This window comes from Pseudoalteromonas sp. SR43-2 (assembly GCF_014163885.1).
GTDB classification, from domain to species: Bacteria; Pseudomonadota; Gammaproteobacteria; order Enterobacterales; family Alteromonadaceae; genus Pseudoalteromonas; species Pseudoalteromonas distincta.
Genome location: NZ_JACJED010000005.1, coordinates 136,189 through 154,197 on the forward strand (window position 1 = coordinate 136,189; position 18,009 = coordinate 154,197).

General features: G+C 39.1%; 15 protein-coding genes and 1 tRNA gene. 2 read left to right on the forward strand and 14 right to left on the reverse strand.

Annotation, left to right across the window (positions count from 1 at the left end):
- Window positions 1-186: 186 nt before the first annotated feature.
- From H5120_RS06215 to H5120_RS06260, 10 genes are all read right to left on the reverse strand, one after another.
- Entirely contained in the window at window positions 187-1,362 is a 1,176-nt protein-coding gene (locus H5120_RS06215) for a hypothetical protein (protein ID WP_182673929.1), read from the reverse strand.
- Window positions 1,349-2,227: a lipoprotein NlpI gene (gene nlpI / locus H5120_RS06220; protein ID WP_002958493.1), complete on the reverse strand. Its 879-nt coding sequence runs from the start codon at window positions 2,225-2,227 to the stop codon at window positions 1,349-1,351. Before nlpI ends, H5120_RS06215 begins: the two co-directional genes overlap by 14 nt.
- 141 nt (window positions 2,228-2,368) lie before the next feature.
- The gene (gene pnp / locus H5120_RS06225; RefSeq protein WP_182673885.1) at window positions 2,369-4,495 is read right to left on the reverse strand and encodes a polyribonucleotide nucleotidyltransferase; all 2,127 of its coding nucleotides are present in this window, start codon (window positions 4,493-4,495) and stop codon (window positions 2,369-2,371) included.
- 527 nt (window positions 4,496-5,022) lie between these two features.
- The gene (gene rpsO / locus H5120_RS06230) at window positions 5,023-5,292 is read right to left on the reverse strand and encodes a 30S ribosomal protein S15 (protein ID WP_002958490.1); all 270 of its coding nucleotides are present in this window, start codon (window positions 5,290-5,292) and stop codon (window positions 5,023-5,025) included.
- Between the two features lie 153 nt (window positions 5,293-5,445).
- A complete protein-coding gene (truB, locus tag H5120_RS06235) occupies window positions 5,446-6,405 on the reverse strand; it encodes a tRNA pseudouridine(55) synthase TruB (protein ID WP_002958489.1) in 960 nt (319 codons plus the stop codon).
- Window positions 6,389-6,871: a 30S ribosome-binding factor RbfA gene (gene rbfA, locus H5120_RS06240; protein ID WP_182673886.1), complete on the reverse strand. Its 483-nt coding sequence runs from the start codon at window positions 6,869-6,871 to the stop codon at window positions 6,389-6,391. The genes truB and rbfA overlap by 17 nt, the downstream gene beginning before the upstream one ends.
- Before the next feature lie 109 nt (window positions 6,872-6,980).
- Entirely contained in the window at window positions 6,981-9,641 is a 2,661-nt protein-coding gene (gene infB, locus H5120_RS06245) for a translation initiation factor IF-2 (RefSeq protein WP_002958484.1), read from the reverse strand.
- Window positions 9,642-9,666: 25 nt separating this feature from the next.
- Window positions 9,667-11,166, reverse strand: coding sequence for a transcription termination factor NusA (nusA, locus tag H5120_RS06250; RefSeq protein ID WP_182671311.1), 1,500 nt, complete (start codon window positions 11,164-11,166; stop codon window positions 9,667-9,669).
- Between the two features lie 39 nt (window positions 11,167-11,205).
- Complete coding sequence (gene rimP, locus H5120_RS06255; RefSeq protein WP_002958482.1) at window positions 11,206-11,661, reverse strand: ribosome maturation factor RimP; 456 nt, start codon at window positions 11,659-11,661, stop codon at window positions 11,206-11,208.
- A gap of 281 nt (window positions 11,662-11,942) precedes the next feature.
- Window positions 11,943-12,019 (reverse strand) — tRNA-Met (locus tag H5120_RS06260).
- 434 nt (window positions 12,020-12,453) lie between these two features.
- Here H5120_RS06260 and H5120_RS06265 point away from each other — a divergent pair.
- Window positions 12,454-12,915 (forward strand): globin, encoded by a 462-nt coding sequence (locus tag H5120_RS06265; protein WP_138489413.1) that lies wholly within the window; start codon window positions 12,454-12,456, stop codon window positions 12,913-12,915.
- A 312-nt stretch (window positions 12,916-13,227) separates the two neighbouring features.
- On the forward strand, window positions 13,228-14,784 hold the full coding sequence (locus H5120_RS06270) for a cryptochrome/photolyase family protein (protein WP_182673887.1): 1,557 nt from the start codon (window positions 13,228-13,230) through the stop codon (window positions 14,782-14,784).
- A 60-nt stretch (window positions 14,785-14,844) separates the two neighbouring features.
- Here the strand turns inward: H5120_RS06270 and H5120_RS06275 are convergent, their stop codons facing one another.
- The 4 genes from H5120_RS06275 to H5120_RS06290 all read right to left on the reverse strand — a co-directional run bounded on the left by H5120_RS06275 (window position 14,845) and on the right by H5120_RS06290 (window position 17,952).
- Window positions 14,845-15,291 (reverse strand): Hsp20 family protein, encoded by a 447-nt coding sequence (locus H5120_RS06275; protein WP_024595972.1) that lies wholly within the window; start codon window positions 15,289-15,291, stop codon window positions 14,845-14,847.
- A gap of 235 nt (window positions 15,292-15,526) precedes the next feature.
- A complete protein-coding gene (locus tag H5120_RS06280; RefSeq protein WP_182673888.1) occupies window positions 15,527-16,057 on the reverse strand; it encodes a peroxiredoxin-like family protein in 531 nt (176 codons plus the stop codon).
- 113 nt (window positions 16,058-16,170) lie between these two features.
- Entirely contained in the window at window positions 16,171-17,568 is a 1,398-nt protein-coding gene (locus H5120_RS06285) for a sigma-54 dependent transcriptional regulator (protein ID WP_082007326.1), read from the reverse strand.
- Between the two features lie 9 nt (window positions 17,569-17,577).
- A complete protein-coding gene (locus tag H5120_RS06290) occupies window positions 17,578-17,952 on the reverse strand; it encodes an Hpt domain-containing protein (protein WP_039489282.1) in 375 nt (124 codons plus the stop codon).
- Between the last annotated feature and the right edge of the window lie 57 nt (window positions 17,953-18,009).

The following is an 18,009-nucleotide window of genomic DNA, read 5'->3' on the forward strand; positions in this document are numbered from 1 at the left end:
ATCAGGGCATCTCTTTTTAATACTAAGGGATGCTTTTACTGCCTGTTTTTAAACGACATTAATGACTATAGTTATACTGAAAAACACTGATTTTGTCTATAAAAAGCGGTTCTGTATGGGTGTTTTTTAAACATGAACTAACAATTTATTAAGCCTACAAAAACAATTAATTAATACTGATAATTGTTAATTTAATATGGCCTTATTTGCAAATGTAAGCGCGCTGGAGTGGCGATAAGAATTACCATTGGTCATATCTAAATGCTTCAACCAAATCTCTCTATACTGCGCCGAGAGCCCTAACTGCTGATATTGCATAATAGACCAATTTTCACTAGGTTTATATGCAACACCACCTATCTGGCAACTCTTTGCTTTATGCCAGCCTATTGGGGGCGACTCATCATGAGAAATAAATAAATTAGGTGCCACAAAACCTGTTTTTGTACACAACCATGCTTGTTTAGCTTTAGGTAGCGCATATTCATCTTCAAAACCGTTAAAATGCATCAACTCATGCAAAAACACACTGTATTTTGCTTTTGAGTTTATTAGCATTGTTCCTTTAGAAACATTAGCCGTTCCATCTTTTGGCATCATTACTATAAAATCAAAATTGTTAGGAAGCTGGTTATTGAGTTTAGCTGATTGCCAGTCACACTTTGCTATTTGATTAATGCTACTTTTACACTCAAGCATACCTGCAACGTAAACTGGTTTTGAAAAGCAAAAAATATTTTCACGGGGCTCTGGCTGTTTATTATAAGCATTAATAAACTCGGTGAGTTTATATAAGCCACTACGATGATCGCTCATAGCCAGCACGTTAAACATACATTGCTTATTAGGTTTGCTTATATTTATTAAAGATGAAAAACCAAGAGCGTGGATAAACTCACTAGATACTTTACTCTGTGGTGTTTTTAACTGAAGCTTTAGATGATTTAGCACATCCCCTGCTGGTAATTTGTTTTTACTAGCGAGTAACTTTAAATCGCTCCAACGTGAGCGCTCAAGTAACTTTGTTGCTAATATTTTACGCTCTGGGATTGTTAAGTCATTTATAGCGGAGAGCCAAAATTGTTTTGCAGTATCGCTCTGACTGTTTTTAATAAGCTTAAGAGAATACATATATTGGGCTGAAGAAATTTTACTGCGGGCGAGTATAGCTAAAGAGGTATTTGGTAACTGCTCTAAGTGATCAGAAAAATAACCAGGTGATTTCCAATAACTTTGTAGCACATTAGCTTTTGCGTTTAAAACATGCCAAAAGCCAATAGCGCCTAGGTGATTACTCGAGCCTGTAATTAACAAACAACATAGTAATACACCTGTTAATTTAAAACGCTTAACTTGCGTCAACACCTTGCATCAACTCAAGCTCTAAACGCGCATATTTGTACTCAATAAACTCGTGTACATTAGTTGCTAGCGCAAGCCTAAAGTAATCTGATGCTAAATACAGCTCACCTGCTGCTTGATGCATTTTAGCTAAATAAAAATAAGCTTCGCATAAACGCTGCGCATATTCTTGCTCAGTTCTAACACCATCACTAATGCCAGATAAAAATGCATGTTCACTCATATCCCCCGTATAAAGAGAAATTAACTGGTACGCCCATTGTGACTCATCAAGTGCAGTGGCATTTTGTTTAAGTGCATCAAGCGCAACGGCTTTATCCTCTTGTGCTTGTGCTAAATAAACCCATAAAACTCGGTACGGATCTTTTGGAGAGCGAGCTAAAAATTCATTAAAATCATTTTTAGCAAGGCCTGCTCTGTCGCCGTAATACAGTGCGATACCACGATTTAAATAGGCGTATTCATGCTCTTCATCAAGTTCTAGGGCAGAATCGAAAAACTCATAGGCTTTTTCATACTGCTGCATAAGCGTATGTTGAATACCTAAAAAATTATACACTTCAGCTAAATCAGGCTTAAGCTTTACTGCGCGATTAAAATCAATACGCGAAAGAGTTGTCATACCTAGACTATCAAAAAGTACACCACGGTCGTAATAAAGCTTAGCTTGTTGTTCTTCGCTTAAGTCGGCTCTATTTAATAGCTCTGAGTAGCGTGCAATAGCAATTTCACTTCTAAAGTCAGAAGCTAAAGGTGCAGTAAATGGCACATTAACAATCGGGGTTGGTTCTGATTCTGTTGTAGTTTGGCAAGCGCTTAAAGACAAAATAGCAAAAGATGCCAAAGCTAAATGTTTGAGTATCATTAAAATCCTTAATACCAAGATATATCGCGATTAATATAAGACAGACCTTGTCCAATAAGGTTTCATTAAAGCATAAAAAAAGGGGCTAAACAGCCCCTTTTTTACTATCTAGCTAATATAACTAGATTAATAAGTTAGCAATTACGCGTCAGTTGGCGCGTCAGCTGCAGGTGCTGCTGATTCCATTGCTTCTTTAATACTTAGACGTACACGGCCTTGGCGATCTACTTCTAGTACTTTAACTTTAACTTCTTGACCTTCAGAAAGGTGATCAGCCACGTTATTAACGCGCTCAGTACTAATTTGAGAAATATGTACTAGACCATCTTTGCCAGGAAGAATGTTTACAAACGCACCGAAGTCTACGATACGTACAACTTTACCTTCGTAGATAGTACCTACTTCAAGTTCAGCTGTTAATTGCTCAATACGGCTAATTGCATTAGCTGCACTTTCGCCATCTGTAGCGGCAATTTTAATTGTACCGTCGTCACCGATTTCAATCGTTGTACCAGTTTCTTCAGTAAGCTGACGAATAGTTGCGCCACCTTTACCAATAACTTCAGCGATTTTCTTCTGTGGGATTTTCATTGTGTATATGCGAGGAGCAAACATTGATAGCTCTTCAGAAGGAGCAGAAATCGCTTCATCCATCACTTCTAAGATATGTAAACGTGCAGCTTTTGCTTGTTTAAGCGCAATTTGCATGATTTCTTGAGTGATACCTTCGATTTTGATATCCATTTGAAGTGCAGTAATACCCGCAGCAGTACCGGCAACTTTAAAGTCCATGTCACCTAAGTGATCTTCATCACCTAAAATGTCAGAAAGAACAACGAATTTATCGTCTTCTTTAACTAGACCCATCGCAATACCGGCAACAGATGCTTTAATTGGTACACCCGCGTTCATAAGTGCTAGAGAAGTACCACAAACAGACGCCATTGAAGAAGAACCGTTTGATTCAGTAATTTCAGATACTACACGGATTGAGTAAGGGAACTCAGTAAGTGTAGGCATTACAGCTGAAATACCACGCTTAGCAAGGTTACCATGGCCGATTTCACGACGCTTAGGAGAACCAACAAAACCAGTTTCACCTACACAGAATGGAGGGAAGTTGTAGTTAAGCATAAAGTGGTTTTTATGAGTACCAGTTAAATCGTCGATTAACTGTGAATCACGTTCTGTACCAAGTGTCGCTGTTACTAACGCTTGAGTTTCACCACGTGTAAAGATAGCAGAACCGTGAGTACGCGGTAATACGCCAGTCATTACGTCTAGTGCACGAATCATATCTGGTTCACGACCATCGATACGTTTTTCGCCAGCAGCGATACGGCCACGAACGATTTTCTTCTCAAGTGAACCGAAGATTTTGCCAATTTCTTGCTTGTCTAAAGAATCGCCTTCAGCAAGTTCAGCTGTTAATACTGCAACAACTTCATCTTTAGCTTCACCAAGAGCTTCTTTACGCGCTACTTTATCAGTGATTAAGTAAGCTGCGCCTACTTTTTCAGCAGCAATAGTTGCTACTTTATCTTCTAGTGCAACATTTTTCTCAGGTGCAGTCCAATCCCAAGTAGGCTTGCCTGCTTGCGCTTTAAATTCTTCGATTGCAGTAATGATCGCTTGAGATTGCTCATGACCATATACAACAGCGCCAAGCATTACGTCTTCTGCAAGTACGTTAGCTTCTGATTCAACCATAAGTACCGCTTTATCAGTACCGGCTACCACTAAATCAAGTTGGCTTTCTTCAAGCTCTTTTAATGTAGGGTTAAGTACGTATTCGCCGTTGATGTAACCAACACGAGATGCACCAATTGGACCACTGAATGGAATACCAGAGATAGCAAGTGCTGCTGAAGTACCAATCATCGCAACCATATCAGGTTGGATTTCAGGGTTAACAGAAACAACAGTAGCAATAACTTGTACTTCGTTTACAAAGCCGCTTGGGAAAAGTGGACGAATTGGACGGTCAATAAGACGTGCAATAAGAGTTTCGCCATCGTTAGGACGGCCTTCACGCTTTAAGAAACCACCAGGGATACGACCAGCAGCGTACATACGCTCTTGGTAGTTAACTGTTAGTGGGAAAAAGTCTTGACCAGGTTGTGCTTCACGCTTACCAACAACAGTTACTAAAACTGAAGTGTCGCCAATGCTTGCAAGTACAGCGCCGTCTGCTTGACGAGCGATTGCACCAGTTTCTAGAGTCACTGTATGTTGACCTAGTTTGAATTCTTTAATAATTGCTTGCACTTAAAATATTCCTTAAATGTATTCTAATAAGTTGTCATCAAAGTACCAATTACAGTACATAATTGTATTCAGTTGGAAATCAATTAAGTACTACAATTGGCAATGATGTGAATAATTGCAGATAAACCTTTTTACCTACGCGCATAGTATATACCAAAGCTACTTCAAAATGCGAGTCTAGGGTGTGTTGATCTTTGTGGATTGAAATTTGTTCATCCTAGGGCAGCGCATGTTTGGCATTTATGCTGCGTTATCGCCTATTTATGGGGAATAACCACACTACATAGGCGCTGCCTTGCCTAAAGACCAAACATACAGCTGCAAAATTAATCACGATAGGTCAACACACACTAGCTACTAGATTTAAGTTGGGCTAATGAGTGGGTAAATACAACGATGCTTGATAAGCTATGAAATAGGAGTTTTATAATATAATTCAATAAGTTTATAAATTTGTTTTATTTTCAAACACAAATTTTAGGCACAAAAAAAGGAGCTAAAAAGCTCCCATTTCTATAATCTAGTTCTTAACGACGTAGGCCAAGTTCTTTGATTAGTGCAGTATAACTAGTGATATCTTTACCTTTAAGGTAATCAAGTAGTTTACGGCGAGTGCTTACTTTACGAAGCAGACCACGACGTGAGTGGAAGTCATGCTTGTGATCAGCAAAGTGACCTTGAAGCTTGTTGATATCATAAGTAAGTAATGCTACTTGTACTTCTGATGAACCTGTATCGCCTTCTGCACGTGCAAATTTAGCAATGATATCGATTTTTTCTTGATTGCTTAGTGACATAGTAACTCCAAAAATTAAATTTAAAAGGTGTCTTAGCCGATCACTAATTCAGCCAAAACGATTAAGCCGGCGTATTCTACCAACTGTGGGAATAACTACAAGTTAATTATTCCCATCTACAACTAATAAGCCACTGCTGGGCACACTAATTGCTTATTCAGGCTTTACGTAATCATCTTGCTGGCTAGCAAGACCACGTTTAACCTTTAAATGGCCACTTGAGTTGCGCTCGCCAGTACCAATAAACACACCATCCGCAACAACTTTAATTGCCCCCTCAGGTAAAGCTTCAGGTAACTCGACTGCTTGCCCATGACTAAATACTTTGCCCTGCTCTTTCGAAATTTCAATAACAGGTAAATCAGTTAAAGCAGTGTCTATAGGTAATAACAACGAGTCTAAATAAGTAGAAGGCGCAAGCTCTTCTGCTTTCGCTTTAGCAAGCAACGCTTCAATTTCATCAAGCGAAACCATTTTATCTGCCGGATACTGACCAACAGCAGTTCTGTGAAGCATTATAACGTGTGCGCCACACCCTAGGTTTTCGCCCAAATCATCAACTATTGTACGAATATACGTCCCTTTTGATACATGAGCCGTCATTTGTAATACGTTGTTTTGTTCATCAAATTCGTCAAACGATAAGCTAAACACATTTATTTTTCTGCATTTACGAGGGACTTCAATACCCTCTCGTGCGTACTTATATAATGGTCTACCTTGATACTTAAGTGCTGAGTACATTGATGGATATTGATCTGACTCACCAACAAAAGCTGCAATTTCTTTTGTTAACTGCTCACGCGTCACATTCACATCTTTCGTGCTTACGATTTCACCATCAGAATCTGATGTCGTTGTACGCTCACCCAGTTTTGCACGAACGATATAGGTTTTATCTGTATCGAGTAAAAACTGCGTAAACTTAGTCGCCTCACCAAAACAAATTGGCAGCATACCTGTAGCAAGCGGGTCTAAAGCCCCAGTGTGGCCAGCTTTTTGTGCAAAATAAACACCTTTCGCTTGCTGCAGAGCTTTATTTGATGAAATGCCTTGCGGTTTGTTTAACAACAAAATACCGTCAACTGCACGGCCTTTACTGCGCTTTGCCATCTGTATCAGTGCCTTCTTCGCTATCTGTATCTTCTACGTGCTTAGTACTTTGTTCACTATTTGAAATATCAGCATCAACACTTTCTACATCTTCATCGACATGCTTTGCGTTATCTTCGCGGATAATAGAATCCACTAAATTAGAAATACGCATACCTTCCATCAGTGAATTATCAACTACAAACTTTAACTCAGGCATTATACGAGCACGAATACGCTTACCAAGTAACGAGCGAATATAACCCGTTGCTTCATTAAGTACTTTTGCGCTTTGCTTAGCTGCATCTTCATCTTGTGTGTTAAACACAGTGATGAAAATTTTGGCATAAGATAAATCACGCGATACTTCTACCGCTGACACTGTCACCATACCTAAGCGTGGATCTTTAATTTCGCGTTGTAAAATTACAGCAATTTCTTTTTGGATTTGCTGTGCAACACGATCAGTGCGAGAAAATTCTCTCATTGCATTTGTCCTAAAATCATAACTTATTGAAATTTAATAATAAGCTAATTAAATAATGGATACACAAATGGGGGCTAAGCCCCCATTTATTAGTTTAGCGAGCTAACAATTAAAGAGTACGTTGTACTTCAACTGTTTCAAATACTTCGATTTGGTCACCAACACGTACGTCATTGTAGTTCTTAACGCCGATACCACATTCCATGCCGTTACGAACATCAGCAACATCGTCTTTAAAGCGACGAAGTGACTCAAGTTCACCTTCATAGATAACCACGTTTTCACGTAGTACACGGATTGGAGCGCTACGTTTAATAACACCTTCAGTAACCATACAACCAGCAATTGCGCCAATTTTTGGAGACTTGAATACGTCACGAACTTGCGCAAGACCAATGATTTCTTGTTTAAACTCAGGTGCTAGCATGCCTGACATTGCTTGCTTAACTTCTTCGATTAAAGCATAAATTACGCTGTAATAACGAAGGTCTAAGTTTTCAGTATCAATCACTTTACGAGCAGAAGCATCAGCACGAACGTTAAAGCCAACTACAATTGCGTTAGACGCTGCAGCTAGTGTCGCATCAGTCTCAGTAATACCACCAACACCAGAGCCTACAATCTTCACTTTTACTTCATCAGTAGAAAGTTTAGTTAGTGAATCAGAGATTGCTTCGATAGAACCTTGAACGTCTGCTTTAAGTACCACGTTAACTTCAGAAACATCACCTTCAGTCATGTTAGTAAACATGTTTTCAAGCTTAGCTTTTTGCTGACGTGCTAGTTTAACATCGCGGAACTTACCTTGACGGTATAAAGCAACTTCACGCGCTTTACGCTCATCTTTAACTACAGTTGCTTCGTCACCCGCAGCTGGAATACCAGAAAGACCTAAAATCTCTACTGGAATCGATGGACCTGCCGACTTGATATCTTTACCGTTTTCATCGCGCATTGCACGAACACGGCCATACTCAAGACCACATAATACAATGTCACCTTGGTTAAGCGTACCAGATTGAACAAGTACTGATGCAACTGGACCACGACCTTTATCAAGACGAGATTCAATTACAACACCTGCAGCCATACCTTCGGTAGGGGCTGAAAGCTCTAAAAGCTCAGATTGCATAAGTACGGCTTCAAGAAGGTCATCAATACCTAGACCAGTTTTAGCTGAGATATGAACGTACTGCGTATCGCCGCCCCATTCTTCAGGGATAACGTCTAGCTGAGCTAGTTCGTTTTTAACGCGATCTGGATCTGCGCCTTCTTTATCCATTTTGTTTACAGCAATGATTAAAGGAACGCCAGCTGCACGTGCGTGCTGTACCGCTTCTTTAGTTTGTGGCATAACACCATCATCTGCTGCAACCACTAAGATTACGATATCTGTCGCTTTAGCACCACGAGCACGCATTGATGTAAATGCAGCATGTCCTGGAGTATCTAAGAAGGTAATCATATTGCCGTTTACATCAACATGGTATGCACCAATATGCTGTGTAATACCACCGGCTTCGCCAGAAGCAACCTTCGCAGAACGAATGTAATCTAGAGTCGATGTTTTACCATGGTCAACGTGACCCATTACAGTTACTACTGGAGCACGAGGCTCTGACTTACCATCTTCATGGCGGTCGTTAAGTACTGTTTGCTCTAATTCGTTTTCTTTAACAATGATAACCTTGTGACCCATTTCTTCTGCAACTAGTTGTGCAGCTTCTTGGTCGATCACTTGGTTAATAGTAACCATGTCACCCATTTTCATCATTGTTTTAACAACTTCAGCGCCTTTAACAGCCATGCGTGATGCAAGCTCAGCTACTGTAATTGTTTCGCTAATACGCACTTCATTTTTAACATCAACAGTTGGTTTTTGGAAACCATGCTGCAGCGATGCTGGTGCTTTTAATTTAGACTTGTTACGGCCTCTTGACGCTGCAAATTTATCTTTTGCTGGCGCTTTTTTCTTTTTCTTAGCACGGCGAGTGCCTTGCTCATCACGAGCATCGGCAACATCTTCTGCTTCACGTGCATAAGTTGAAGTCGTAAGATGGTGATCCGCTGTTTCTTCGCGTTTCTTACGTTCTTCTTCTTCTTTCTTCCAGCGTGCTGAATTCTCTTCAGCTAGCTTTCTTGCCTCTTCTGCTTGACGTTTCGCTTCTTCTTCAGCTTTCTTCAATGCGGCCTCTTCTGCTTCTTTTTGCAGACGCTCAGCTTCTATGCGATCTTTCTCAGACTTAGCACTTTGCTCTGGGGTCATCTGCTTTTGTTTCGCTTTACGCTCTGCATCAGCTTTGCGTTTAGCTTCTTCTTTGGCTTTACGGTCAGCTTCTTCTTTCGCTTTACGTTCTGCCTCTTGTTTCGCTTTTAATTCTGCGGCTTCTTGTTCAGCTTTTTGTTGCTGTTCAAGACGGGCTTTTTCTTCAGCGGCTAAGCGTGCTTGCTCTTGTTCTTGTTCCATTGCGCTTTTCTTCACGTAGGTACGTGTTTTGCGAACTTCAACTTGAACATCTTTAGCTTTACCCGTAGAACCAGTCACACTTAATGTGCTTTTGCTCTTACGTTGTAAAGTCATACGCGCTGGGCCATCTGAACCTGTACCACCATGATGCTTGCTTAAATGATCAAGTAACGTTGCTTTTTCAGCTTCTGTTACGTTATCAGTTGCTTGCTTAGTGATACCTGCTTGTGAAAACTGCTGTAGCAATTTATCAACAGTTGTACCTATATCGCCGGCTAGTTTTTCAACATTTACTTCTGCCATAGTGTGTAATACCTCCGTTAATAAATTACTCGTCTGCAAACCAACAAATGTTTCGTGCAGCCATAATCAGTTCACCCGCTTTTTCAGATGAAAGTTCTGTGATATCAACTAATTCGTCAATACCTTGCTCTGCCAAGTCTTCAAGTGTAACAACACCTTTGCTTGCCATAACAAATGCTAAGTGACGCTCTAAGCCTTCAAGCGCAAGTAAGTCTTCAGCAGGCTCTGCGCCATCTAAGCTTTCTTCCGTTTTAAGTGCTTTAGTTGTCAATGCATCTTTTGCGCGTGAACGCAATAAATCTACAGTATCTTCATCAAGACCATCAATTTCTAAAAATTCAGACGCAGGTACATACGCCACTTCTTCAAGTGTCGAGAAACCTTCGTTAATAAGTAATGATGCAAACTCATCATCTATATCTAAATTTTCAGTGAATAAGTTAAGTAACTTATCAGATTCAGCTTCATTTTTAGTACGCATGTCTTCAACAGTCATTACGTTTAGTTCCCAGCCAGTTAATTGGCTTGCTAAACGAACATTCTGACCATTACGACCAATTGCTTGTGCTAGGTTATCGGCTTCTACAGCGATATCCATTGAGTGAGTGTCTTCATCCATTACGATTGAAGCAACTTCTGCTGGCGCCATTGCATTGATAACAAATTGTGCTGGGTTGTCATCGTAAAGTACGATATCAACACGCTCACCACCAAGCTCAGACGATACAGCTTGAACTCGTGCGCCACGCATACCAACACATGCACCAATTGGATCAATGCGTTTGTCGTTAGATTTAACAGCAATTTTAGCGCGTGAACCTGGATCACGTGCAGCTGCACGTAACTCAATCATCTCTTCGCCAATTTCTGGCACCTCGATGCGGAATAATTCCATTAGCATTTCAGGTTTTGAGCGCGTTACAAATAATTGAGCACCGCGTGCTTCAGGTTTAACTTCATATAAAAGACCACGGATTCGATCACCCGGGCGGAAGTTTTCACGTGGCAACATGTCATCACGGTAAATTACCGCTTCTGCGTTGTTACCTAAATCAAGTACGATTGCATCGCGAGTTGCTTTTTTAACAACACCCGTTACCAGCTCGCCTTCTTGATCTTTGTATGCTTCAACAACTAAAGCGCGCTCAGCTTCACGTACTTTTTGTACGATAACTTGCTTAGCCATTTGTGTTGTAATACGGTCAAATTTGATTGAGTCAATTTGCTCTTCAACATAATCACCCATTTGCAAATCAGGTTCTTCAACCTGTGCTGCTTCTAGAGTGATTTCGCTGTATGGGTTCTCTAAAGAACCATCTTCTAATACAGCGGCAATTTGCCAGCGACGGAACGTATCGTAATCACCGGTTTTACGGTCAATTGCTACACGTACTTCAATTTCGCCATCGTGTTTTTTCTTTGTCGCTGTCGCTAGAGCGAACTCTAGAGCTTCAAAAATCTTTTCTTTTGGAACCGCTTTCTCATTGGAAACGGCTTCAGCAACCAATAATATCTCTTTTGCCATGGGTAATGCCTCGCTTGCCCTATTCCTTCGCACTCGAATTTAAAACTTCGCGATTAAATTCGCACGTTCGATGTTACTAAGCATGATCAGATGCTCTGCACCATCGCTAGATAGTGTGATCATATCGCTGCTAACTGCTACTAAGTCGCCTTTAAAATTACGACGACCATCCTGTGGAAGTTTAGTACGCACGCGTACTTCCTCTCCTTGCGCCTGCTCGTAGTGATCTTGTTTGAATAATAGACGATCAACACCAGGAGACGATACTTCCAAATCATATTCATTTGTAATTGGGTCTTCGACGTCTAAAATCGCACTAATTTGGCGACTGGCATCCGCACAGTTATCAACTGAGATCCCATCCTCATGAGCAATATATACTCTCAAGGTAGAATGGCGACCCGCTTGTACAAATTCAAGACCATGCAACTCAAAGCCTAACATTTCTACCGCAGGCGTTAACATGGTTACTAAATCTTGTTCAAGTTTTGTCACGAAAATCCTCCATACAAACAAAAAAAGGGCTTATAGCCCTAAAATACTGAGTTTAAATTTTAATTTGATAGCAATTGCCACAAATCGTAAGGTGCAGATACAACAACGCCCCGAACCAAGCGGGGCGTCACACCAATAAAGCATAAAACTGTGTGGCCGAGGGCCAAGCTTGGTTGCGAGTCAGTAAACTGACCTAATTAAACTACATAGCCTAAAACGCAAAACGCGCATTACTTAGAATGCGCGATATAAATTAGTAAGGTAATACCTACTAGTAGAATTGGTTGCGGGAGCCGGATTTGAACCGACGACCTTCGGGTTATGAGCCCGACGAGCTACCAGACTGCTCCATCCCGCGCCAATAGATATCAAACCTTAAATTTAATATCGCTGTTAGCTGTTATACAACACGCTAAACAATGGCCGCTATTATAAGGATGTACAGGATAATTAGCAACTATAATACGCAATTAGTTTATAAAATTTGCAATTCGTCAAGATGCTAATTTAATGTATATGTAAGTAACATAAGTAATCAGCCAACTTTATAAAATGCCCATACTTGAGTCATAAAATGTAGTAGCTTATTATTTCAGGATAAAAATCAGATAAACTGAAGTTTAATAACTCTTAAAATACGTTTTAAAGGCTCACTAATTACCAGAAAGTAAATAGATATAACAAAAAGCCATACTTTCACACTAAAAAACGTGCAGAATTTGAACTGCCCGCTATAATCAACATTATTCCTACTTGATAATAATAGTTATTACTCACTGCAACGAGATAAAAATGAATCAACAACAATCAGCATTATTAAATAACTTAACAATTATTAAGCCTAACTTTCATGCGTTTACGGCTAAATTTCATAGTAAATTAGCCCAATCTAGTATTGAGATGAATTACCCGACGGCCTTACAGTTTAACGAAAAGAGCTTTACCCTCTTTTGCGTGTTAGAACGAATTGTTAAACATTTAGATAAACCAGCATCGGTAGCTCCTTTTTTAGCTCACCATTTAATGTATCTAAAAAAAAGCGGCGCTTCACACAGTGACATTGCCCTTTTATCTAACGCTTTTTACGAAACCCTTGAAGAGCACCTTGGTAAGCATTTTAATACTGAGAGTCAGCTCGCTTGGAAAAAAGCGCTTAGGTACTTTGAAAGCTTTGCAAGCAATGTTCTTTTCAACGTTACCAATGTGGTTTCGTTACAACAAAGAATGCAGCAAAAGCAAAGTAATAAAATTTAGATATTCAATTGGGGGGGAGACTTAATTTACTTAATCTCCCCTTAATTATGCTCATTTTAACACCATGGTCAAAAACGCCTCGATATGCGGTTAAACTTTTTTGCCCTATTGCTAACAGCACAATGTATTGCGTTATTTACCGCCTCTATTCGTTTTACTAATCTATTATTAAACTCAAGAAACAACTAATCCCCAGCATTAAAAACAGCAAACTATTGTCGTTATGCACTTAATTACTCCTATTTGCTTGTTGTAAAATATTAAAACGATCGTTTAATTAACTATGCCCGTATAAAAAAATTTGGCTTTACTATGACCCATCATAAAACACTTAGATTAATACTAGGCGATCAGCTAAACCCATCTCATTCATGGTATAAACAAAAAGACGACGACACGCTTTATCTCATCGCAGAATTAAAACAAGAAACCGACTACGTTAAGCATCACATTCAAAAACTGTGTGCTTTTTTTAATGCTATGGAAAACTTTGCGACTGCATTAAAAACGGCAGGTTTTAATGTTTTGCATTTAACACTTGACGATACCGCTGACGACAAAGATTTAATTGAATTACTCAAGCGAATTGCCGGTAAATACCAATGCGAAACTATTGAATATCAATACCCTGATGAGTTTAGGCTTAAGTCTCAATTAGCTAAGTTTAAAAGTGATGGCTCATTTGATGTAATTGCCACAGATACTGAACATTTTTTATTACCGTTCACCGATATAAAAACACGCTTTACAAAAAACAAGCATGTGACAATGGAGCACTTCTATCGTGCTATGCGTAAGCAGTTTAATATATTAGTTGATGATACTAAGCCAACCGGTGGCAAATGGAATTTTGACAGTAATAATCGCAATAAATTTTCCAAAGCTGACTTAGCGTGTATACCAAAACCTAAGCTATTCAATAATGATGTCAAGAGCATCATTTCTCGCTTAAATAAGCACAAGATCGTTTACCTTGGCGAAATAGCCGATCAGAGACTAGAGTGGCCAACAACGCGTAAACAAGCTATTGAATCTCTAGAATACTTTTGCGAGCATTTACTTAGTTGCTTTGGTCACTTTCAAGATGCGATGACAGATCAAAGTAAAAATAATACCAGCTTGTACCATAGCCGATTATCGTTTGCCCTAAACGCAAAAATACTCCACCCGTTATATGTAATCAAACGTGTAATAAGAGAATACGAACAAAGACCCAGTGAAATATCCCTCTCGCAAGTAGAGGGCTTTACTAGGCAAATATTAGGTTGGAGAGAATATGTACGTGCCATTTATTGGATTAACATGCCCGACTACGCTGTTAAAAATCAACTACAAGCCAAAAACACATTACCATCTTATTTTTGGAACAGCTCTACAAAAATGAATTGCCTAAGCCACTCATTAAAACAAAGCCTTGAAACCGCTTATGCCCACCATATTCAACGCCTAATGGTTATTGGAAACTTTTGCATGCTTACAGGAATAAACCCTGATGACGTAGATAATTGGTACCTAGGTGTTTATATCGATGCCATAGAGTGGGTAGAGATGCCCAATACCCGAGGAATGAGCCAGTTTGCCGATGATGGAATAATTGCGACTAAACCTTATGCTGCAAGCGGTAACTACATTAATAAGATGAGCGATTACTGCAAAAGCTGTCAGTACGAAGTTAAACAAAAAGTAGGTGATAAAGCTTGCCCGCTAAATAGCCTGTACTGGCATTTCATGAATAAACACAGAGACAGACTAGAAAAGAACCCACGTATTGGTATGGTATATAAAAACTGGGATAAACAAGAAAAAACACTCCAAGAACAAACGCTGCAACAAGCAACCTACTACCTTAATAATTTAGAAGCGCTGTAAACAAAAAAGCCGCCTCGAATGAGGCGGCTAAGTAATCAGGGAAATATGTACTTTAGAAGATTATTTACCTTCTATTAGATTGCTATTACCAATTTCAATTTTGCGTGGTTTTAGCGCTTCAGGGATTTCACGTTCTAAGTCAATACTTAGTAAGCCATTGGCTAAATCTGCGCCGAGTACTTTTACGTGATCTCCTAACTGGAATTTACGTTCAAAGTTACGCTCAGCAATACCTTGATGAATAAATTTACGCTCTGCGTTTTCATCTTTATTTGCTTTAGTACCTGTAACTTTTAATGTGTTATTTTCTGACTCAATGGTTAATTCGTTATCGCTAAAACCGGCAACGGCCATAGTGATTCTGTATTTGTCTTTATCGAGTGCTTCTATGTTGTAAGGAGGAAAACTTGGCTGCTTATCTGTATTAGCTGCCGCATCCATAAGTGATGCTAAATGTTCGAAGCCGATAAATGAACGATAAAGTGGTGATAAATCTACTGTACGCATAATAATATCCTCATATTTAAGCGATATTTTGCATGTGCTTTTCTATTGAACAAGCTCAAGCAAAGTTTAATTAATAATATAAATTTCAATTATTTAAGTTTAATTTAGGACCCATCAGGCGTCCTACTAAACTATATATGGACGGTAAAATTGTTTTCAAGAGATTAATTTTAAAAAATTAAAAATAAATAAAAAAGGCACTAAAAAGTGCCTTTTGAAACCATGAAAATGAATGTTATTTAATAAATGTGCCTCGGATTGGATAGTCGTTTTCTCTAGAAAACTTAATTCCACCTAGCAGTTGCTCTAAATCAGGACGAACAAATGGGCTGTTTGATATATCGACCATTTGAAGCTGATTTTTTTCATTAAGTACAAAAATGCCTGGCTCAGCAAATGGATGATCAGTTTCTGCATCACTGCGAGGCTCGCTGATATGTAGCCCTAAATCGGTCATTTGTTCGATTGTTAAACCATAGTAAATTGGGAAGTTAATATCTATTTTTTCAAGATGTTTATCAAGCTGCTCATGGCTATCACCACTTACCGCAACCACTTCAATACCAGCATCTTTAAAGTCTTTATGAACTTTAGCAAGCTCGTTAAGTTGCGCAGTACATTTAGGGCAGTGCTGGCCTCGATAAACAACAATCATTTTCCAAGGAGAGTCACTTACTCTATCAACTAAATCTACCTTGTTCTCATCAACATCACTCACTACTAGTGATGGCATAATATCCGCAGGTTTTAAACTCGTGTTGCTCATTGCGATCTCCTTTTACTGTTTCAGATTAAAAGTTAATTTGCTCTTACCCATAGAGCTTAGGGTAACTTTTATTAATTCAATCTGAAAAGTGTAATTAAAAATCGATTATAACTTTAAGACCATCCCTTTATTTTTCTATAAATGGTAGATGCACTAACCCCTAGATAAGCAGCAGCAAGAGGAATATTGTCTTCACAGCTTTTAATCGCATTTTCAATCGCCCTTTTTTCAACTTGCCACAAAGGTTCTATATCATGAACAGACATAGGCGATAATTGAACACTCTGCTCGTTTGTATTGTGAACTGACTTAGCGGATATCGAGTGCTTCACAGCGCCTAATCCAAATGAGCTTGGTAGCATGTCTTTTTCAATTACATCGCCATCATTAATAACAACGGTGTTTTCAATTACATTTTGTAGTTCGCGAATATTTCCTGGCCAATCGTAATTACAAAAAAGCGCCTTAACTTCATCAGAAAAACCAGTGAAATGCTTTGCATTACTATCGCTTTTTTGTTTCAAAATATACTCAGCAAGCAGTAATATATCGCCTCCGCGTTCTCTTAAAGGGGGGAGCTTTACGGGGATAACATTTAAACGGTAATATAAATCTTCTCTAAAACGCCCTTCTGCAACCTCTATGATTGGGTTTCTGTTTGTTGCACAGACTAAACGAACATCGCTGTGTAATACTTCACTACTACCCACCTTACTAAAAATGCCTGTTTGTAAAAAGCGTAATAACTTTGCTTGTAAGTTAAGTTCCATTTCACATAATTCATCTAAAAATAAGGTACCGCCGTTGGCCACTTCAACAGCCCCTTTTCGATCGCTTAATGCCCCACTAAACGCACCTTTAACATGACCAAAAAATTCTGATTCAAATAGCTCAGCAGGAATAGCTGCACAGTTTATGGCAATAAATGGTCCTGTATTTCTCGGGCTTGTATCATGAAGGGTTTGTGCGCAAACTTCTTTACCGGTTCCACTTTCACCTGTGATAAACACACACGCTTTGCTTCTAGCTGCACTATCAAGTAATCTAAAAACGGTTTTCATTGCCAGAGATTCACCAACAAAATCTTGATTTTTATCCCTGTTTTTAACCAATGGTTGAACTTTAACTTGCTCTTTTGGCGTCAAGGCACTTTCTACTGAACTAATGAGTCGTTGACTTGTGAAAGGTTTTTCTAAAAAATCAAAACCGCCTAAACGCATTGCTTCCACTGCAATATCAATAGAGCTGTTTGAGGTGATCATGACTACATTAGCAGGATTTTTCTGCTTATTTACAAATTGTAATACCTCAAGCCCACTTATATCTGGCAAGCATACGTCTTGTACTATGACCGCTGGCATTTTTTCTTTAATACCGACTAAAGCAGAGTACCCATCTGTAAAGTGTTTGCATTGGAAACCAGCCTGCTCAAGCTGACTTGCATATAAAGCACCACTGGCAATGCTATCTTCAACAATATAAACAAGACCTTTATCAATTATATCTGACACAGCTTTCTCCTAGATAGCTATACTATTACTCATTATTTGATACGCATCTCGGGTTTTATCCAAGTTGTGTTTAATAACAAGCGCTGCGTGCAAGTTTTCTTGTGTAGTTGACGGTGGCGAATCGTGTAATTGTGTTGCTAACGCGGCTAAAGCAGATGCACCGTATAAAGCTGCTGAATTTTTTAAGACATGCATTACTTCTTTAATTTTTATAGTATCTTCACTACTAATTGCCGTATCTAATTGGTTAGCCATAGTAACTAATTCATCAATAAATAATTTAATTAAACGAGCTAACACGGTTGTCCCAACATCCTTTTCGAGTTGAGTTAATACATTTAGCTCGGTAATACTTTTATCGACAAACTGCTCTGATATGGGCATAGATAACCTTTGTGTAAGTTAAAACTTCTTACACTAATCAAATGTAAGAGTTGTAGT